General features: G+C 59.3%; 19 protein-coding genes and 1 pseudogene. 8 read left to right on the top strand and 12 right to left on the bottom strand.

Annotated elements, in window-relative coordinates; all coding sequences use genetic code 11:
- Window positions 1-71: 71 nt before the first annotated feature.
- Entirely contained in the window at window positions 72-1,058 is a 987-nt protein-coding gene (locus C0Z16_RS19120) for an AraC family transcriptional regulator (RefSeq protein ID WP_102633688.1), read from the bottom strand.
- A 352-nt stretch (window positions 1,059-1,410) separates the two neighbouring features.
- Between C0Z16_RS19120 and C0Z16_RS19115 the strand changes: the two genes are divergently transcribed.
- Window positions 1,411-2,463 carry a YncE family protein gene (locus C0Z16_RS19115; RefSeq protein WP_244201279.1) on the top strand — a complete coding sequence of 351 codons (1,053 nt, stop codon included), beginning with the start codon at window positions 1,411-1,413 and terminating at the stop codon, window positions 2,461-2,463.
- Window positions 2,464-2,499: 36 nt separating this feature from the next.
- Here the strand turns inward: C0Z16_RS19115 and C0Z16_RS19110 are convergent, their stop codons facing one another.
- The 3 genes from C0Z16_RS19110 to C0Z16_RS19100 form a co-directional block, all read right to left on the bottom strand.
- Window positions 2,500-3,072, bottom strand: a complete 573-nt coding sequence (locus C0Z16_RS19110) for an OsmC family protein (RefSeq protein ID WP_102633687.1) — start codon at window positions 3,070-3,072, stop codon at window positions 2,500-2,502.
- Between the two features lie 44 nt (window positions 3,073-3,116).
- Window positions 3,117-4,049, bottom strand: coding sequence for a hypothetical protein (locus tag C0Z16_RS19105; RefSeq protein ID WP_102633686.1), 933 nt, complete (start codon window positions 4,047-4,049; stop codon window positions 3,117-3,119).
- A 310-nt stretch (window positions 4,050-4,359) separates the two neighbouring features.
- On the bottom strand, window positions 4,360-5,400 hold the full coding sequence (locus tag C0Z16_RS19100; RefSeq protein ID WP_102633685.1) for an AraC family transcriptional regulator: 1,041 nt from the start codon (window positions 5,398-5,400) through the stop codon (window positions 4,360-4,362).
- A 432-nt stretch (window positions 5,401-5,832) separates the two neighbouring features.
- On the opposite strand from C0Z16_RS19100, the gene C0Z16_RS37785 reads away from it, so the two are divergent.
- The 4 genes and pseudogenes from C0Z16_RS37785 to C0Z16_RS19090 all read left to right on the top strand — a co-directional run bounded on the left by C0Z16_RS37785 (window position 5,833) and on the right by C0Z16_RS19090 (window position 7,820).
- The gene (locus C0Z16_RS37785; protein WP_158244499.1) at window positions 5,833-6,006 is read left to right on the top strand and encodes a hypothetical protein; all 174 of its coding nucleotides are present in this window, start codon (window positions 5,833-5,835) and stop codon (window positions 6,004-6,006) included.
- 64 nt (window positions 6,007-6,070) lie between these two features.
- Window positions 6,071-6,235 carry a hypothetical protein gene (locus C0Z16_RS38210; RefSeq protein WP_167403548.1) on the top strand — a complete coding sequence of 55 codons (165 nt, stop codon included), beginning with the start codon at window positions 6,071-6,073 and terminating at the stop codon, window positions 6,233-6,235.
- A gap of 175 nt (window positions 6,236-6,410) precedes the next feature.
- Window positions 6,411-6,616 (top strand): annotated as a pseudogene (locus tag C0Z16_RS38790) (cysteine hydrolase); the annotation flags it as partial.
- Window positions 6,617-6,797: 181 nt separating this feature from the next.
- Window positions 6,798-7,820 carry an NAD(P)H-dependent flavin oxidoreductase gene (locus C0Z16_RS19090; RefSeq protein ID WP_102633684.1) on the top strand — a complete coding sequence of 341 codons (1,023 nt, stop codon included), beginning with the start codon at window positions 6,798-6,800 and terminating at the stop codon, window positions 7,818-7,820.
- Window positions 7,821-7,870: 50 nt separating this feature from the next.
- On the opposite strand, the gene C0Z16_RS19085 is transcribed toward C0Z16_RS19090, so the two are convergent.
- The 8 genes from C0Z16_RS19085 to C0Z16_RS19050 all read right to left on the bottom strand — a co-directional run bounded on the left by C0Z16_RS19085 (window position 7,871) and on the right by C0Z16_RS19050 (window position 16,057).
- Window positions 7,871-8,140, bottom strand: a complete 270-nt coding sequence (locus C0Z16_RS19085) for a hypothetical protein (protein ID WP_102633683.1) — start codon at window positions 8,138-8,140, stop codon at window positions 7,871-7,873.
- A gap of 274 nt (window positions 8,141-8,414) precedes the next feature.
- Window positions 8,415-9,482: a maleylacetate reductase gene (locus C0Z16_RS19080; RefSeq protein ID WP_102633682.1), complete on the bottom strand. Its 1,068-nt coding sequence runs from the start codon at window positions 9,480-9,482 to the stop codon at window positions 8,415-8,417.
- A gap of 37 nt (window positions 9,483-9,519) precedes the next feature.
- Complete coding sequence (locus C0Z16_RS19075; protein ID WP_102633681.1) at window positions 9,520-10,395, bottom strand: intradiol ring-cleavage dioxygenase; 876 nt, start codon at window positions 10,393-10,395, stop codon at window positions 9,520-9,522.
- A 23-nt stretch (window positions 10,396-10,418) separates the two neighbouring features.
- On the bottom strand, window positions 10,419-11,642 hold the full coding sequence (locus C0Z16_RS19070; RefSeq protein ID WP_102633680.1) for a porin: 1,224 nt from the start codon (window positions 11,640-11,642) through the stop codon (window positions 10,419-10,421).
- A gap of 77 nt (window positions 11,643-11,719) precedes the next feature.
- Window positions 11,720-13,120 (bottom strand): MFS transporter, encoded by a 1,401-nt coding sequence (locus C0Z16_RS19065; protein ID WP_102633679.1) that lies wholly within the window; start codon window positions 13,118-13,120, stop codon window positions 11,720-11,722.
- A gap of 134 nt (window positions 13,121-13,254) precedes the next feature.
- Complete coding sequence (locus tag C0Z16_RS19060) at window positions 13,255-14,247, bottom strand: amidohydrolase family protein (RefSeq protein WP_102633678.1); 993 nt, start codon at window positions 14,245-14,247, stop codon at window positions 13,255-13,257.
- 17 nt (window positions 14,248-14,264) lie between these two features.
- Entirely contained in the window at window positions 14,265-15,494 is a 1,230-nt protein-coding gene (locus C0Z16_RS19055) for an acyl-CoA dehydrogenase family protein (protein ID WP_102633677.1), read from the bottom strand.
- 68 nt (window positions 15,495-15,562) lie between these two features.
- On the bottom strand, window positions 15,563-16,057 hold the full coding sequence (locus C0Z16_RS19050; RefSeq protein ID WP_167403547.1) for a flavin reductase family protein: 495 nt from the start codon (window positions 16,055-16,057) through the stop codon (window positions 15,563-15,565).
- 139 nt (window positions 16,058-16,196) lie between these two features.
- Between C0Z16_RS19050 and C0Z16_RS19045 the strand changes: the two genes are divergently transcribed.
- From C0Z16_RS19045 to C0Z16_RS19035, 3 genes are all read left to right on the top strand, one after another.
- Complete coding sequence (locus C0Z16_RS19045; protein ID WP_027802460.1) at window positions 16,197-16,658, top strand: MarR family winged helix-turn-helix transcriptional regulator; 462 nt, start codon at window positions 16,197-16,199, stop codon at window positions 16,656-16,658.
- A gap of 333 nt (window positions 16,659-16,991) precedes the next feature.
- Window positions 16,992-18,329, top strand: coding sequence for an MFS transporter (locus C0Z16_RS19040; protein ID WP_102633676.1), 1,338 nt, complete (start codon window positions 16,992-16,994; stop codon window positions 18,327-18,329).
- Between the two features lie 107 nt (window positions 18,330-18,436).
- On the top strand, window positions 18,437-19,663 hold the full coding sequence (locus tag C0Z16_RS19035) for a porin (protein WP_102633675.1): 1,227 nt from the start codon (window positions 18,437-18,439) through the stop codon (window positions 19,661-19,663).
- Window positions 19,664-19,761: the final 98 nt, after the last annotated feature.

The raw sequence follows: 19,761 nt of genomic DNA, 5'->3' as shown, positions 1-19,761 counted from the left end.
CATGTTCGTTTAAAAACCGCAAGGGCGAGTCCGCCTCGCGCGGTACTAACACCAGTTCCGCGTTCTGCGGTTTACTGGCAAAAGACGCCCGAGCCGAATCCTTCCGGAAAGGGTGCGACATCGGACGGTTCATTCGCGCTGTCCGCTTTGAGCTGCTGACAGGCACGCCATCGTGACGGAGCCATTCCCTTCAGCAACAGGAATTGGCGATTAAAGTTCGAGAGGTTGTTGAACCCGACCTGATCGCAAATAGCGGCGACATTCAGTTCGCCCGACATCAGCAACTGGCACGCGAAATCGATGCGCAGCCGATTGACATATTGAACGAACGGCACGCCGGTGTGCCGGCGGAAATACCGCGAGAAGGCACTGACGCTCTGTCCCGCGAGTTCGGCCAACTCCATTTCACGCAACTCTTGCGACACGTTCTTGCCGATATAGGCAATCACGTGATTGATGCGCGTGGCGGCATAGCAAGCCGGGTCTGCGCGAAAAGCGGCGCTCGCCAGTTTCACCGGTTCCGCGCATTCGAGGAGTAGATCGAGCAACGCAATGAACAACGTAATGCGCCGTATGCCTTGTGCGGCCAGCATCTCGCGCATGATCGGTTCGGCGGCCAGACCCGTTTGCTGAGAGAACATGACACCTGAGCGCGATGCGTCAAGTAAGCCTTTCACGCGCCTGAGTTCCGGAAAAGCCGTGATGGCTCGCGCGACGAACTCGGCGTCGAACTGCACAATCAGGCAGCGTTCATCCACAGGGGCGCCTTGCGGCACATTGCTAACCCAATTGTGAGGCAGGTTCGAGCCCATCATCACGAGATTGCCGGGCGTGAAGTTGCCGATGTAATCGCCTACGAAGTATCTGCCGGTCGTAGATGTAATGAGGTGAATTTCGTATTCCGGGTGGAAATGCCAGCGCACCGTTCGATACGGATACCCATGCGACCAGACCTTGAACGACCCATGGCGCGGCGCGTCGACCAGTTCGAGGTCCGGCTGAACGATGTCGGCGCTACGTGCTTCTTTGTGCGCCCTGGCACCCCGAGTGGCGTGCATCTGTCCTCCTTCCGTCTTTTTGGGCAGTACGCTTACGCTTACACGTACTGCATTCCGTCGTAACTGAAAAATAACTCTCTAGCAGAGAGTTCACCACTGAAATTAAGACCCCCAACCAATACTTTCTTGTATTCGGGCTAGTACGTATGGGAGGGGTAGTTAATTGTGCAATGCAGCAGCTGAGCGTGGACAACACCGGTTCTACCGCTCGTAGCTACTGGACGGAGCGTAATCGCGCAATTTGGGCCGAATGGACGCATGCAGGACAGTGGACAAGTTAGCTTGTAGCGGGAACTGCCAATAGGTAACGTTTTCTGTATGAACACGTTCCCACGTCGGGAAGGAGGTTCGCATGATGCGCACAGAAACAGACAAAGCCCGAGCGGTATGGTGGTACGCGATAGTGGTCGTGGTGTCGGCAGCGGCCGGCATCCTGGTATGCGGCATTTCACCGGCTGCCGCCGGACAGGCAGCGGCTGACCTGCCGCTTAGCCACATCGCTGACATTCCGTTGCCGGGTCGCGCCACGCGTCTGGACTACATGAGTTATGACGCGGACCGGCATCTGCTGTTCATCGCTCATCTTGGTGACAGTGAAGTGATCGTCTTCGATACGCTGAACTCGCGAGTTGTGTCGCGCATCGGCAATCTCGCTTCCGTACATGGCGTGCTGGCCGTGCCCGAACTGGGGCGCGTCTATGCGTCTGCGACGGGTACCAATGAGGTCGTCGCGATCGACGAGGCAAGCATGCACGTTGTGGCGCGTGTGCCGGGTGGCGTCTATCCCGATGGCATCGCGTATGAACCGGATTCCCGCAAACTCTATGTCTCGGACGAAACCGGAGGCACGGTAACCGTGATCGATACGCGAACCAACCGGCGAATAAACACAATCCAGCTGGGTGGCGAAGTGGGCAACACGCAATACGATCCTGCATCCCGTCATATTTTCGTGAACGTCCAGACGCGGCGAGAACTCGTTGAAATCGACCCATTGACCGATACCATTACCCGTCGGATCGAACTGCCTGGCGCTAAAGGCAATCATGGCCTCGCTATCGTGCCGCAATTGCATCGCGCGTTCATCGGCTGTGAAGGCAACAACCGACTGCTTGTACTCGACATGGTGACAACGCGCGTGATCCAGTCCTTCGAAGTAGGCGGAGCGCCGGACGTCCTCTCGTACGATCCAGGCCTAGGCGTGCTTTATGTCGCCGGAGAAGCGGGGATTGCGTCGATGTTCCGCGTGTCGGGCTCGTCTATATCGAAGATTGGCGAGGGCTTCGTGGGAGCGAATGCACATGTTGTTGGTGTCGATACCGCGACGCACCGGGTTTATTTCCCGCTGAAGAATGTCGATGGCAAACCGCTGCTTCGCATCATGGCTACGAACGGCAGCATGTGACCCCGCTGCTGCCGTTCGGCGTGCCCTATCCCGAAGTCACTCGACGACAACCGTCGATTTCAATGCGACCGCATTCGCCAGGTTATAGACGTTCGGAGAAGTGGCCATGACGGCGTCGTGGATTTCGGCGAACTGCTGCCTGGTGCCGCTGCCCTTGATACGAACGGTGAAACGCAAGCTCTCGTAGCCGTTTGCGACCTTGGAATCGAGCCCAAGAAACCCTCTTAGATCGATTTCACCCTCAGTCTCAACCTTGAGAGACTGGAGCGTAATGCCGCGAACCGCGCATTGCGCCGCGTAACCCACCGTGATGCAAGCGTTCAGCGCCGCGATCAGGTGCTCCTGAGGGTTGGCAAACTGATTAGAGCCGCCAAGTTCGCAAGGCTCGTCGATATCGATTGTGAACCGACGCGACACGTCCTGTCCTCCGATCGAGAAGCCGTCTACCTCCGCGCGAGTCCGGGTCTGGCCTTGCCATGTCGTAGCAATGCGCCAACTGGTGGCGGCTTTCGAGGCGTCGCGCCTGACGCCCTCGATCAGCGCGAACAGGTCGTCCACGTTGAGGCCGTTCACGACGTTAGGTTCTTTGTGCTGTGCATTCGCATTCATGTCGAATCTCCTTTAATACGCGGGTTGTTCCGTTTCGATTAATCTCATTGCAGCGTGGCTAGCGCAGCCTGGATGCGCATGCCCTGGTCTTCGGAGATGAGCCTATGAAGAACCTCCTTGAAGTGAGGATGACGTACACCGGAATGGATGTATTGCCACCGGTAAGCCTCCAGGAAATTCGCTTCGATCGATAGCGTTTCAACTTCGTCGACTCCGCGGCCGCAGTTCGCCACGAAATAGCGCGCATCGGCTGTGGCCTGCGCCTGCAAAATGCCGTCGACTGCGGCGACCAGTTCGATGAACTCATCGACAGCGTTATCGCGCTCCTCGGCGGTCACAGTGACGTCGTGACGCTGCCATTCGAGTTCATCAAGGATGGCGTGCTGGCTCTCCTCCTTCCAGTGATAGAGAAATACGTTCTTGAATAGTTCGGATAGCTGATCGTCTGGATTGATGCTCTGACGATAGTGAAGCTGTGTGAAGAGTTCGATATGCAACGTCAGCGCGAGTACCGCCCAGGTACTCTTCCCGAGGATCACAGCGGCAATTTCATCGGGGTCGACGTCGAAGCGATAACCAGCAGGCAGGGTTTCACCGATCATTCTGTCGATGCGGCGAAACAGCGCCTGATGCTTGAGTTCCTCCTCGCTGAACCGCACCAGCGCCTCAAGCGCCACCTGGTCGCCGAGCCAGTAGTCGCGGCCGACTTCGAGCACCTTTGCGTTGATGAAGCGTTCCACCAACCCGAACACGTTTGCATACGTGCGGCCCTGAATCTGACTGACAAACCGTTTCTCACTGGCAGAGAGGGTAAAGAAATTCGGCGCCAGTGAGAGCCCGTCGGGCAGATACTTCTGGGATGTGTCGAAAGTGCGACCTCCGATCACGTCACGGTCGATATCCCAACTGACCATCTTTGAGGCGCGAATGCACCGGGCGTAACGATCGCGGTCGGAAAGTCGCGATACTGCTTTCATAGCCTTGCTCCCAATAGAGACCGCCTCGCGGTCGAACTGTGCGTGTCCGTCTGCCGGTCAAAACCAGATTGCTGATCTGGCATTCCGGCAGGCTCAATGTACGGTTGGGAGACGCGAGGTTCTATGATTGGGCCGCCGGACGATATGACCGAAACGCCGAATCAGCTTTGACGCGCGTGAATGAAGTTGCGCCTGGCATGCCAGAGGCACGCTGGCGATTTGATCTGGCCAATTGGCGCAATGAGCTACCGATCAGTTCGGGCCCTTGCTGACGTTATCGAGGCACCGTTGCGCCCGGCTGCCAGTGTTACTAAACCGGTGGGGATGCGATACCACTTGCACCGAGTGATGTCTGCCTGGAGACGGCAGCACCGTCTATCTTTCCTTTGCTCCTGCGCCAGCCTGCCGGCGGCATTCCAAATTCGCGCCTGAAGGCGCGACTGAACGCCGCCTCCGACTCGTAGCCAATTTGCTCCGCTATAGCCGCGAGTGACTTTCCGCCGGTCAACAGTTCGTGCGACGCAATCTGCATGCGCCATCGCGCCAGGTACTGCATTGGCGGTTGCCCGAGAAGATCGGCGAACCGTTGCGCCAACGCGGAGCGCGATAACCCCACTTTGCGCGCGAGCTCGTCAACGGTCCATGGGTGAACCGATTGAGCATGTAGCAAGGAAAGCGCACGCCCTACATAGCGATCGCGTACGCCGGCCAGCCATCCTGTCTGATCCGCCGGGAGCGCTTCAATACAGGTACGCACCGCCTCGACAAACAGAAGTTCGGACAGTCTCGCGAGCACCATCGTACCGCCCGGACGTGAATCCCCTGCCTCGGCGGCAGCAAACTTGAGAGAGGACTCGATCCATGCCGCGCGCGGATTGTGACGCATATCAATCTTGAAGAGTCGCGGCAGCGATGAGAGCAGCGGGTTGCTCAGGGTATCGTCGCAGGCCAGAAAGCCACATACGATGCGAGTCGCCGCTCCTCCGCCGCCGTGGGACAGCGTCATCACCTCGCCAGGCATTTCAGCCATCACGCCCCCTAATAGCGACTCCGACGGCGTTGGCGGAAGATCCATGGCGCTGCCCATCACGTGCGCTTCGCCTTGCGGCACCACCAGCAGTTCTCCGGCATCGAGATGAATAGCTGAATGGGGGTCGTTCGGCAACTTCGCCCAGCAACTCCCTTCTATGATCAGGTGATATGAGACTACCCGCTCCGAACTCGGCAAGTAAGCTCCGCACAGCGCAGCATCCGTGCGGCCTATCAACGACCACGGTGCCGTGAAGGTTCCGTTCAGAAACACAGCGCCGCTTAAGCGCACAGCGCGCAGAACGTCAGAAACTGCATCCATGAATAGCTCACGTGAACTGCGATTTCCCCGGCAAGGAAGTGCGGCGGCAGCATTTGTCGTTCGGCCGCGGGTACATGTTATACCCCGTTGCGTCGTTCGATAACAAATCGCTTACGGATGATTTCGCCCCGCCTGTGAGGCGCTTTGTGATGCGTCGGGCCGCGCGCGGCCAGTTCGTTAGCAACGTGTTTCGCCGCCCGGTTCCTGCGTCGCGTGGAACTCGCTCATTCTGCTCTGCATTACGATCTACGCGGCAATCGCGATCCTAGTTCGCGTTTGCCAACGTGGTGACGTCAGGCCTCGTCGTTACCGTTTCATTGGGTTTACCCGCATACCTTTGTGTGCGTCTGCGCCGCCTATGCGATAGAGCCGCGTGCAGACAGATCGTGTACTTGTGCAGGAGTGCCCGGCAATCTTTCTGGACGCCCGGCAATGGCAACGTCGATCAACGGCAAGACTTGGACGATCGGGCAAAAAAAGCCGACGCGCGGGCAGGACCGCAAGCGGTTGCGAGAGGCAAAGTTGGTACGGGACGCGACGGATCAACGTCAGCCGTTCTCGTGGCGAGACCTTCCATGGTTTACCGAAGCCCGCTGCGCCACCTGATGCCCACATCAGTTCACGTCCAGTGACCTACCGCTTCGGGCAAACGAAATTGCGTGAGACGTCTATGAAAAGCCTGCTAAGCCGTACGATGTACCATCCGCTCATTGCGCTATCTATGTTCTACTTGACGGACCTCATGTACAACGTCGACTACAACGTCTCGGGCGCTCTGCTCGTTGTGGCAGCGAAGTCTATCTCCCGTGTCTTGAGCCTGTTCAGCAAGGGCTAGTGCCGTGCGCCGGTACGCAAGATCTACGGATATTCGCGAGCAGCGTATAGAGACGATGCGCCAATGCTGACTGGCGACGGGCATCGACACCCAACTTCCGTAGGCGACCCGGCGGCTTGGGTCCAACGCCCTTTTCATCGCTATTCGAAGCGCTGATGTCGTGTCCGATCGGGCCGATTCGCTGATCATGGTCGGCATTGTATCGACCAGTGTGGTGCTGTCGTCGGTAGCCTATGCGAGCGACGCGGACTTCCGTCTGTACACGGTCAAGGATTGCTGTTACGACCCGATCAGGTGGTACATGAACATCTGTTCTCCACCGCATCCGATTCGCGCACCGCGGTGCTGTCGCTCACGGATGCGTTGCAACTTCTCGCCTAGACGTTCGACGTCCGCTCTATTGTTCTGGGGCCGCCAGGATTCTCGGGCCGGAAGCCGGATTGGTCTACTCTGTAGAGAAGCCTTGGCCCGCGCAAGGCCCGACAACCCCGAATAGACCCTTGAGTAGTAATGCCTTCTGTTCGCGGCATGTGCATCAAGCCTGAAAGGCAAAGGAACGGCCATGACCGAGAAAGTCGCCCGGTTTGAGACCGCGTTAACCCGCCTGCTCGGCTGCCGGCATCCAATCATATCGGCCGGCATGGGCGGCCCCGCGCGTGCCGAACTCGTGTCGGCCGTTTCGAATGCTGGCGGATTCGGGTTGCTCGGCATGGTTCGGGAGCCGCCCGACGTGATCGAGCGCGAAATCGCTGCGGTGCGCGCGGCGACCGATCGGCCCTTCGGAGTCAACCTGATCCCGGCGGGGACCGAGCCAAGGCTTCTCGCGGCCGAACTCGACGTATGCCTGTCAGCGCATGTGCCGGCGATGTGCTTCTTCTGGGACGTATTCCCCGAAGTAGTCGCACGTGCGAAGAATGCAGGGGCAATCGTGCTGTATCAGGTCGGCTCTCTTCAGGACGCAATTGCTGCCGAAAAGGCCGGTGCCGATGTGGTCATTGCTCAAGGAATTGAGGCCGGCGGCCACGTGCGTGGACGCACAGGCATCCTTACACTACTGCCCGAGATTGCACGGTGTCTGCACGTCCCAGTGGTCGCCTCTGGCGGATTCGCGACTGGCGGCGGACTTATTGCCGCTCTTGCACTCGGCGCGTCGGGCATTCATTGTGGCACCGTGTTCCTCCCGACTCATGAATCGTTTGCACACGACTACCACAAGCAACGCATTGTGGAGGCGCAGGCCGGCGATACCGTCCACACCGACGTCTATGCAATCAACTGGCCGCCGGGCGCGCCCGTGCGAGTGCTGGCCAACAGCGTGACTCGCGAGGCGGGCGATCATCTGTTCGGCAACAATCCTTACCTCCTGCCGCGCGAAGTGATCGCGCAAGAACCGGACTACCCGATTTATAAGTTCAGCACTAACTCGCCATTGCGCACCACCACCGGCGATCTCGAGAAGATGGCATTGTTTGCTGGGGAATCGTCGGCGCTGGTGGATAAACGCACGTCGGCCGCAGAAGTCATCGATCGCCTTCTGAACGAAGCGATTGAGGCATCGACGCGCATCAGCCCGGCTAGCGGCTAACCAGGCCGACGATCAGCCGAAAAGGACGAACTGCTTGAGCACCTGACACACTATGCTGCTGCCTTTATGTGCCCGGAGCCATCACACTCGCGCTTTGCGGCAGTAATGCGATCCAGCCTGGCCAGAAGCGCTGATGCTTGATCGGTTATTTGCCTTGGCGTATTGGGAAACATCAACACGGCGCGGATGCGCCTGCGCCAGTAGTCAATCTCCGCCACCGCGCTTGTCGGCGCTGCGATTTCGGACCGTCCGCGTTCCAGATAGAAGATGATCGACTTAAGGTGATCCAACTCCTTCTGTGCTTGAAGGTGCGGAGACATAGGGACAGTCCTCCCGGATTATCGTTTTAGTTCGTCAACTATGTCGGCGGTTAGCACGGCGCCAGCCCGCAAACAATCATTTGACTCAGCGAATGCATTTCCCAATTAGTGGAATCATTCTAACTTCGTAAAATGAATATTTGGCGTGCTTCTTTATAGGGGAAATTACTTATTCCCGCACACAGCTCTGTCGAGTTCATGAGGGGCAAATCTGCGTCAGGCTAGCCGCGCCGCGCAGCACTTGGCATGTGGACGAACTTTTCGCGACCCTGCGTTATCCGATAGCCCGACTACCAGTTCCCGCCCATGCATGTTCGAGCAGTGTGGTCAGTTCAATGGTTTCGAGCGGCCGTGGATTGGCGTACGGATTTGCCAGCAACTGCTGCACGGCGCCGGCGATACCCTCTTCCGGCATACCAATGTCCTTCAGAGCCATGGGAATCCGACAGGCACGCTCGAGAGCAAGGAGAGTATTGACCGGATCGTCGTCGTTCATCGCGTGGCACAAACGCGCCATTGCGTCGGGTATCACCGGTGCATTGAACTCCAGCACATACGGCAACACGATCGTATGGGTTTCCGCATGTGGAAGATTGAACGCGCCGCCCAATGTATGACAAAGCTTGTGATGCAATCCCATCGTGGTGTTGCCGAGACAATATGAACACAGCCACGCGCCGTATAGCATGTCGCTTCTGACGGCCGGATCGTGAGGCGTTTCGATCAATTGCGGCAGCGCACGGACGAGCGTGCGCACACCTTCCTGTGCCATCAGCGAGATGATTGGGTTGGTGTCCGGTGCGTAGAGCGCCTCCACGGCGTGAGCGATTGCATTGAATGCAGACAGGGCCGATATAGGTGAGGGCAACGAGAGACTCAGATCGACGTCGTAGATAACGGTTTCCGGCAAGATTCTCGGGCTTCGCTGCGTCGTCTTCAGACCGTCTTTCGTTTCGCCGAGAATAGGCGTCATTTCAGAACCGGCGTAGGTCGTCGGCAGGACAATTTGCGGAAGATCGGTGCGCAGTGCAATCGCCTTGCCCAAGCCAATTGTCGATCCGCCGCCAATGGAGACCACGCCATCGGCATGCAGATCCTGCACGACACGAAGTGCACGTTCCGTCACATCGACGGGCGTATGCATGGTCGCCCCGGCGAATATGCCAACCACCCGTTCGCCCGCCCATTGACGTGCACGCTCGGCCAGTGCGGCCTGCCCAGGTGTGCATAGTATGAGCAAGCGCTTCAGTCCGAGCCGCTGAGCCTCATCGGCAAGCTGCGCTGCGGTCCCGGAACCGAAGATGACGCGAGCGGGCTGCGCCTGATAGATAAAAGATTCCATGACGCACCTGGAGAGTCAGATAACCTGGACTAATGGTTCACACCGCGCTTTCATGCGCAGGGTTGAGCACGAATGTGAAATCCAGCGTGCTGTATGGAACATCGATCTTTGTACCATCCGGTGCGATGCCGGCGTCGTGCTGCTGCCAGTCGGCAATCAAAGAGGAGCGCACGCCAAACACCGCATCCGAATCCAGATACCGGTCTCCCGAGCGAAAGACGTGTGTGATCAGGCGCTCGTAGCCTGGCGCTTCGATCATGAAATGCAGATGCGCGGGCCGCCACGGGTGACGACCGAGCGCTTCGAGCATCTTTCCGACGGGGCCGTCATACGGAATCGGATACGACTCGGCCGTGACGGAACGGAAATTGAATGAACCGTCCGCGCGGCTACGCAACCTTCCACGACCGAGCGCGTCGGCGTTGCCCTCGTATTGCACGTCGTAGAAGCCGTCGGAGTCAGCCTGCCATACGTCGATAATGGCGTTTGCGACGGGCTCACCGTCGAGCCCCTTCACTCTTCCCGTGACCAAGCAAGGCTCTCCTTTCGCACCGTTCGCGACGTCGTCGCCATTCTGATACCCGGGCGCATCGGCGACGAAGAACGGACCCAACACAGTGGACTCGGTGCATCCCTCCGGCTTGCGGTTATTCATCGCCGTGACGAGCATCGACAGACCGAGCGTATCCGACAGGAGAATGAACTCCTGGCGTTTATCGTCGGTGATATGGCCGGCGGCCGTGAGGAACTCTATTCCCTTGAACCACTCCTCCTCGGTCAATCTGACCTCACGAGCGAATGCGTGCAGGTGTTGGACAAGGCTCGTCATGATCTGATTGAGGCGGGGATTTGCCCCTTCAGCATGTCTTGCCAACACAATCTGTGTGATGGTGTTTTCGTCGACGTTGCGCATCGTAATCTCCCACTTCTACCGGTTCAGAACTTGTGACGCATGCCGAGGCGCAGGCCGACCTGTTTGTCCGTGGCCGAAGGCGAAAATCCGCTGATGGCAGCGACGGACGACTGTCCGAGCGAATCGCGACCAGTCGCCCGTTGCAACGCCACTAGCGCATAGATGTCGGTGCGCTTTGACAGACTGTAGTCCATTGCGAAGTTCAGTTGCATGTACTTGGCTCCCCCATCGCCCTTGACGGAATTACGCGTCGTATAGTCGAATGCGACGCCGGCCAGCAGCGCCGGTGTAATCAACGTCCGCACACCCAGTTCCGCGTTCGTGAAAACCGCATTGCCACGGTACCCAAACGGGTTTGGTCCAGAAGCTGATCCGAGACCTTCAAAGCGCGTGTTGGTAACGACCGCGCTGACCGTTGTCTGGCTCAGCGCATATGAAGCCCCCAGACCGATGATTTCGAGCGTGTTGGCCGACGCATAGCCGGCGTAGGCCGGTAGCGCCTGCGGTGCGGTCGCCGAGCCGAGCGAGCCGATGTTGTTCACCGTCGCGAGACCCTTGTTCGGCGTGTTTCCATAGAACGAGACGTTCGGGTTACGTGCATTCAGGTAGCCGGCGCCCGCAGAAAACGCGCCTCCGTTGTAACTGACACCGAGCGACCAGATCTGATTGCGCGACTGGCTGCCCGCCACTCCGCCGAAACTGTAAAGGGCTCCGGCTTTCAGTCCACCGAAGCTTGGCGTCGTATACTTGACCGAATTGTTGATGCGGCTGGTATTCGCGAGATTGTCGACGTCTCCGATATGCGACGACATATACCCAGCCCAGTAAGGAGCCGAAAACTGCTGGATCGACTCGACCACGGGATCGTACTGGCGGCCAGCCGTCATGGTGCCGATGTTCGGCGACGACAGCCCCACATATGCCTGCCGGCCGAACTCGGCCCCGCCTTGCGCCAGCGCGCCGCTATTGACCATAAAGCCATTCTCCAGCACGAAGATAGCCTTGAGCTGATTGCCGAGATCTTCGGCGCCTCGCAGGCCCCAGCGGCTACCCGACAAACCTGTCGCATGTGCGTCAGTCAACGCAACCAGGCTTTTCCCGTTCACGTGACCGCCCGATTTTCCTGTCTGCGCGCTGTTCTGATAGCTCATACCCACATCGACAACGCCATAAAGTGTCACACTGCTCTGCGCATGCGCCGACAACGCCGTCACGAGAACCGCACCACCACACACCGCCTTTTTCATTACGAAGTCTCCATTAGTTCTACTATTAATTTGCACCGCTTTTATTGAATGCGCCGACAGCGTGGCTATAGCCGCTGCTAACCCACTTCCTGGTTCAGCCCGTTCGTGGAGGTAATGCCAGTTGCCGTTGCCACATCGTCAGCCTCACCGCGGCTATCGAAGCGGCAACCGGCCGATCTGGTGGCAAACCGCACAGTCATTGCCGCGCCGCCCGCTGCGATGACGATGGCGAGCAACATCGCTTGTGTGCCGCCGAACATCTGTTGCAACGCTCCGCCAATAAACGGCCCGAGAATCGCGCCAAGTCGCCCGACGGCGAGCTCCATGCCCACGGCGGTCGCCCGCATCCGCGTTTCATAGGAGGCAGCCGTAAAGTTGTTGAGAACAAACTGGCCGCCGATGATGCAGAAACCGGCCATTGCACTGCAAATCAGATTGACCCAGTGCGACTGCAGAAAAACGAGCGCCAGCACTGACAAAGCCCCTGCGGCCCACCACATGCAAAGCCAGAACCGCGGACGCCCCGTCCGGTCGACGAGACGTCCGCACACCAGGCCGCCTACGAACGACATCACCTGCATCAACGCACCGAACGCGAAGCTCGCACCAAAGCTCTCGCCACGCGCCTGCATCAGCGTCGGAATCCATCCGGAAAGGCCGAAGATACAAAAAAGGCTGAGAAAGCTCGTCAACCAGATGGCGATGGAAAGCCGGCGGTATGGAGCGGCCAGCAGCGCAAGAACGGGAGCCTTCTCCGGTACGAGCGGCTTCCTGATCGAAAGCGTTTGATAAAGATGCGCGCGCTCCGGTCGCAGCTTCGCAAGAATGTCCCTGACTTCGCTTTCACGGCCGCGCAGTAGCGCGAACTTCGGCGACTCCGGCAGATAGAGGTGCACGAAAGGAATCAGCAAGATGGACAGCGAGCCGATCCAGTACAGTCCCTGCCAGCCGGTGTGAGGCGTGAGAAACACACCCACGAGTCCCGCCGCGGCGCCGCCTGCAGCCCATCCCAGGGCCACGCCCCACAACGCAAAAGTGTTCTCGACGCGCCTCGGCGCGAGTTCATTGATGTAGGTGGTGGCAAGCGGCAACAGAACGCCCAGACCGAGCCCCGTCAAAACGCGCAGTGTGCAGAAGCTGGCGAAAGTGTCTGCTGCGAGTGCCGTCAGCACGGAGAAGACGGTGGTAATCCACAGCCCCGCGATGAGCGTGATGCGGCGGCCAAACCGGTCAGCAATCGCACCGTGAATGGCGGCTCCAAAAAGGAAGCCGACCAGTCCGCTCGAAACCAGCAATCCCGCCTGCTGTAGCGACAACTGCCAGGGTCCGCGCACATAGTGGATCACGTACGCAGGATTGAACGTATCGTAGCCGTCGAATAGCGTCATCAAGGCGAGCAGAATGCCAAGCTTGATGTGCATCCTGCCGACAGGCGCATCCGATAGTTCATCATTCACATCGATCGAATCGTTGTGCATGTGTCTCACTCCATTTTGTATTTTCGTATCAGGCAGCGTGGCTAATCGGCGCTGCCGATGCCCGTGCCAGTATCCTTCACTTCACCGCTTCACCGCTTCACCGCTTCATGGCCTGCCGCATTCAGTCAGGACCATTACGGCTCCAGCTTGAACAGGCGCGCTGCATTGGTCCTTCCGATCTTGATCCGGTCGTTGTCGCTGATAGCGGCTTCGTCGAACCAGTGAGCCGCGTGATCCACGTTCTCGAATGGCCAGTCCGTCGAGAACAGAATGCGGTCGGAACCGATCTCGAGCATTGCATCGATCAACGTCTGAGTCCGGAAATTGCCGGACGTGGTCAGCCAGAAGTTATTGTGGAAGTAATCCGCGATGCGCTTTTTCGCGGGATAGCTCGGCTCGGTCTTCACCCACGCATTGCGGTTGTCGATGCGCCACATGCTATAGGGCAGACCTTCTCCCATATGTCCGAGGATGATTTTCAATTCCGGATACTCGTCGAAAAGACCCGAGCCCATCAGACGCAGCGCATGCACCGCCGTTTCCTGACCAAAAGCCCACGTGGGACCGAGCAGCCACGAGTGTCCATCATAGATCGGCGCATGCGAGGCGAGCGGATTGCGCGGATGCAGATAGAAAGGAACATCGAGGTTCTGAACGACTGACCAGAACTGCCGGTACTGGGGCAAGTCGTAGTAAAGCGCTGCGTCAGAACCTTCGAGCTGCGAGAAACCATTGACCAGCGCGCCGACGAAATTCAGCTCCTTGACGCAGCGCTCGAGTTCACGCGCGGCGAGTTCCGGAGACTGCATGGGCAATGCGGCAAAACCCTTGAACCGGTCCGGGCGCTTCACGATCTGCTCGGCGAGAAAGTCATTCGCGCGGCGCGACAGGTCGTACGCATCCTTGATATTCGGCACAGCCTGTACGGTCGGCGCATTGAGCGAGAGGATCATGAGGTCGACACCGTTCTGATCCATTTCATCGATACGCCGGCCCTGGATATCCAGCAGGCGCGCCTTGAGTTCTACCCAATATGAGGCCGGCACGAAACCGGCGGAATCCTGAACCGTTGCGTCGATTGCGAAGTGCTCTTCGAGCGCAATTTTCCTGGTTGCTTTGAAAGACATGCGATGCTCCGATCGTATTAGTATTGACCCTTGGGCTCGAGCCCGAGCGCCATCTGGCCGTACATGGTTCCTACCGTATCCCAGTTCATGCTGATATGGCGCCCCACTGCATTGACATCGCGCCAGGCGCGCTGAACGGGATGCGAGAGATCGAGGCCCTGCCCTCCCGTCGACGCGTTCAGCGCCTCCGCTGCGCGAATCGCGAGGGAAACGGCGAATGCCTGTCCGAGACGACTCCGAATGCGCTCCTCGACAGAAACGCGTTCGCCCTGATAAACCGTGGCTTCCCGCTCGCGCAGGTCGCTCAACAGAATCTTTCTCGCGGCGTCCGCACTGGCCGTAGCCTCGGCGACGCGCAACTGGATCGTCGGAAATTCGGCCATGCGATTCTGTGCGCCGGCGACCGCGCCTCGCGTCACGCGCCGCGCCGTGCGCTCGAGGTAGTCTTCCAGCGCGCCCAGCGCGGCGCCTACTGCAACCGAGGCGAGGCAGGACGGAATCGCAGTGAGCATCGGAATCGAAAAACCTGGGTTCTCGCGATAGGTCTGCGCCCCCGGCGTTTGTCCGCTCGTTGTCTCCGAGAAGAAAAGCAGGCGATGCTTCGGCACGAACACATTATCGAGAACCAGCGTCTTGCTGCCTGTACCGGCCAATCCTACAACGTGCCAGGTATCGTCGATGACGTAATCGGATTCGGGAACCAGCAGGAAAGCGGGAGCAGGCTTATCCCGGTCACCGTCCGGGGGAATGACTGCGGCGCAAAGGGACCATTGAGCGCATTCACAGCCGCTCGCGAAACTCCATCGCCCGCTGATCAGGTAACCCCCTTCGGTTGCCTGCGCCTGACAGGCCGGCGCGTAGGAACCGCAAACAAGCGCGTTAGGATTGCTGCCCCACACGTCGTGCTGAGCCTGCTCAGGAAATCCCGCGACCAACCATTGATGCGCAGCGAGAAGGCCCGCGACCCACGCCGTGGATGCGCAGCTTCTGGCGAGGTCGACATTCAGATCTACGAGCGTGGAGAAGTCGTACTCGAGACCACCGAATGCCTTCGGCTTCAACACGTCGAAGTAACCCGCCGCGCGCAAAGCCTCGATGTTTTCCATTGGAACGCGCCGTTCAGCTTCAACCGTTTGAGCGCGGGACTTCAGCACCGCGCTCAGTGCCGACACGCTAGTACGGATGTGTTCCGCTGTAGGCCGCAACGCATCGCCAGTCGCGCGGTCCTCTTTTTCTGCAACAAACATAATGTCCCTCCAGATATCAATTCCCGCTATGGCGTTCCGGTCCGAAAAGACGGTCGGCCTCCATGCGCTCAACAATAAGCAGCGTTCCTGTACAGGAGCGGGCGGTCGTCTTCGTTCAAGAGAACTTCGTCCGCTTTACCGATAAAAATGGTGTGTGTACCGAACGGAAAAGCCGCGACCTTGGTGCAAAAGATATTCGCCTGTGCCGTTGTCAGATAGTCGATACCGGGCTCATTGCGTTTCCACGCACCGATATCGAAACGTTCCGCAGGCGGGGTGGCCCCGCTGAACGCAGTCGATACATCGGCCTGATCGTGTCTGAGGACATTGACGCAGAAGACTCGCGCCGACATCAGGATGTCGTGCAGGAACGTCGTCTGGTTCACACACACGATCATCGAGGGCGGGTCCATCGACAACGAACTGACGGCCGTCATCGTCATTCCGTGACGGCGTTCGCCGTCCGAAGCAGTCACGATAGTCACAGTCGAAGCAATCCGGCGCATGGCAGCCCGGAAGGAAGCAGCGGTTTGGGGTGGAAGCGATACGACGGGCGTATCCATGACGTCTCCTTTGGAATCCGGGCTTCAAGGCACCGTGTTGAAGCGACTATAGTTTCATTTGCAACTGTTGGCAATGAAAATAATGAGGTGGAAACTGTTGCTTGATAGAATCTGTCAATCGACAACGAGGTGCCCCATCGTGTACAAGCTGACCGATTCTTTCCCTTACCTGCTGGCCCGCGTGGGCGTTCGCATGGGTGAGCTTTTCTCGCGCCGCATAGCGTCCTACGGCGTGACCTTGCCGATGTACCGGGTTATGGCTGCGCTTCACGAGGTGCCCGGACAACGTCTGAACGATCTCGCGGATATGACGACCATCGAGCTTTCGACACTGTCCAGGCTGATCGGGACGATGGAGAAAATGAAGCTGGTATCGCGCAGTCGGCTGGAGAACAACGCTCGCACGGTGGCGATCAATTTGACGAGTGCGGGAGACAAACTGCTTCAGCAACTCGTGCCGATCGCTCAACACTTTGAAGCTGTGGCGATCGGCAATCTTTCGCCAACGGCGCTGAAGGCACTGAAGAAGAATCTGTCCGATATTTTCGTGTTGCTGGACAGGCTGGAGGAAGAGCTGACCGCGCCCGCCGACGAAGTCTGAATCTTGACCTTTTGCAGTTGGCGCTCTGAGCGAGCAGATGCTTTACAGGGAGCCGGGTCAACCCGCGCACAACAAGTATTAGAGACCGTTGAGCGGGTACTCCCGTAATGGAATCCCCTGGCGCGGACTTCATCCACCGCGCCATGACCGCCTGTCGCAAAGACGGCGCTCCCACCGCCGCCGTTGTCCTCCCCCGTGCATCACGCGTCGGCCAGACGCGTGAAATAACTATCGTGAATGTCGACTATTCACCTGCTTCCATAGACGAGCAGGCGACCGGCCATTTACCTTGCACGGCATAGCAAAACGATAAATGCCGTCTGGAGACAACGCATGAATTCACCTTCCCCCGTCATCGACGTTCGCGGCTGGCTCGACGCGCAGCCTTTCTCTTCGTTCCAGTGGAGAGTAGTGCTCCTCTGTTTCTGCATCGTCGCCGTCGATGGCTTCGATACCGCCTGTGTCGGGTTCATCGCTCCCGCGTTGATGCGCGAGTGGCACATCGGCGCTTCCGTACTGGGGACGCTGTTCGGTGCGGGCCTTGGCGGCCTGATGGTCGGCGCACTGCTCTTCGGCCCGCTCGCCGATCGTATCGGACGAAAGAAGACGCTCGTCGCAACGGTCGCCTTCTTCGGCGTAGCAAGTCTGGCCGCTGCGTGGTCACCCGGCGTCGGCGCGCTGATCGCGCTTCGCTTCATCACCGGTCTTGGGCTGGGCGGCGCGATGCCGAACGCAATTGCGCTTACCTCCGAATATTGTCCGGAGCGCCGCAAATCCTTCCTCACCACCGTGATGTTTTGCGGCTTCACGCTCGGCTCGGGACTCGGCGGCGTCGTGGCCGCCCAGTTGATGCCCGATCATGGATGGCGCAGCGTCCTCCTCTTTGGCGGCGTATTGCCGCTCGTGCTCGTGCCCATCATGGTGATCCTGCTGCCGGAATCCGTGCGCTTCATGGTCGCGAAAGACTACCCCTCGTCGAAGATCGGAGCGCTGCTGAAGCGCATTGCACCGCTGCCGGTCGACGGAAATACGCGCTTCATCCTGCAGGAGATCAAGGCCGAAGGCTCGCCCCTGAGACAGCTGTTTGCGCCCGGTTTCCGCACGGGTACGTTGCTGCTCTGGTCCGTGTTCTTCATGAGCCTGCTGATCGTCTATCTGCTGACGAACTGGTTGCCGACGCTGATCCATCACGCCGGCCTGTCGCTCGCTGTCGCATCGCGAATCGGCGTCGTGTATCAGATCGGCGGCACGGTTGGCGCGCTGGTCATCGGCCGGCTCATGGACCGCTTTGCGCCGACTGCAGTTCTCGGCTTTGCCTACGCGACCGGCGCACTATTTCTCGCCCTGACGGGCATTGCGCAAGGCGCACTGCTTGCCGTGGCGGTTGCCGGCGTCGGCTTCTGCATCAGCGGCTCGCAAATCGGCGCCAACGCGTTCGCGGCCCGCTACTACCCGACCGCGAGCCGCGTGACCGGCATCAGTTGGGCGCTCGGCATCGGGCGGCTCGGCTCGGTCTGCGGTGCGCTCTTCGGCGGCGTGCTGCTCGGCGCGGACATCGGCTTTTCGGTGCTGTTTCTCATCGTCGCGGTTCCCGCTGCGATCGCTTCCGCCGCAATCTACGCGTGCGGCGTCCACACGGCACGTCATCGCACGCTATCGGCCGTCGCCTGACTCCGTCCTGATCTGTCACTTCGGGCGCCGGCTCAAGCCGGCGCCATCGCTTCCCGCATGCCTCGTCGAGGCGCGTTTTACTTTTCGCACAACACCTGGAGACTTCTATGAAGAGGCACGCCGCTGCCTGCGCTCTTGCCCTTTCGGCAGGCGCCGCGCACGCACAAAGCAGCGTCACACTGTATGGCCTGATCGACGTTGGCATCAGTTACACCAACAGTGCGCAGACGGGAAAGACCGGCGGGCATCCGAAGGGTGCCAGTCAGTTCGCCCTCACCGATGCGCACGCCACCGGCCTGTCCGGCAGCCGCTGGGGTTTGCGCGGCGCCGAAGACCTCGGCGGAGGACTTCAGGCCATCTTCGTGCTCGAGAACGGCTTCATGGCCAATAGCGGTGCCCTTGCACAAGGTGGCGCGGAATTCGGGCGTCAGGCGTATGTGGGTCTACTGTCTTCCAGCTACGGCACGCTGACAGCGGGCCGCCAGTACGATCCGCTCGTGGAGTCGGTGCAGCAGTTCGGCGCGTCGGGCGTGTGGGGCGGCTACATGTCGTCGCATCTGAACGACGTCGATAATCTCAGCAATACGAATCGCATCAACAATTCGATCAAGTTCACGACGCCTGTTTTCCACGGCATCCGCGCAGGCGGGTTGTATAGTCTCGGCGGCGTAGCGGGCAGCACGACACAGAACCAGATATGGTCGCTCGGCGTCAGCTACAACGGTGGATCGCTCGCCCTCGGCGCTGGCTACCTGAATGCACGCGATCCGAACGTGTCGTTCTACGGCAATACGCCGAACAAGGGCCTTGCTTCCGCGAACAACATCGGCTCATTCGGCTCGGCCACCACGCCCGAGGCGTCGCCCGGATCGGCAGGATATGCGTCGGCGAAGACGCTGGAAATCATCGGCGCGGGCATCGCCTACACGATGAGCCAGACCACGGTCAGCGCAGTCGTGACGAATACGCGCTTCGAATCGCTCGGCTCGGCGTCGGGACCGAATCCGCTCGGCTACACGGGCAATGCCATTTTCACGAGCGGCGAACTGGGCGTGCGCGTGCGCATCACGCCGACGCTGCTGACGGGCATTGCATTCGACTACACGCAGCGCAATTCGGTCAAGGGCGACGGCGGCGCCAAATACATGCAGCTCGATCTCGGCGCGGACTACAACCTGTCGAAGCGCACCGACCTGTATGCGCTCGCCGTGCTGCAACGCGCGAGTGGGCATGACTCGCTCGGGCAGTCGGCGGTCGCCAATGTCAGCGGTTTTACGCCATCGGCAAGCAACAAACAGTTGGGGCTTCGCGTCGGACTGCGGCACAAGTTCTAAACGCAAAACGCGGTGCGCCCGGCTGATATTCAGCGGACGCACCGCGTCGAGTGTTGCGCAGTGAAAAACCCCTGGCACGGGCTTAAGTTTGGAAACCT

The organism is Paraburkholderia rhynchosiae (assembly GCF_002879865.1).
GTDB classification, from domain to species: domain Bacteria; phylum Pseudomonadota; class Gammaproteobacteria; order Burkholderiales; family Burkholderiaceae; genus Paraburkholderia; species Paraburkholderia rhynchosiae.
Note: the sequence above shows the minus strand (reverse complement) of the source record. Positions and strands in the feature narration are given on the sequence as shown.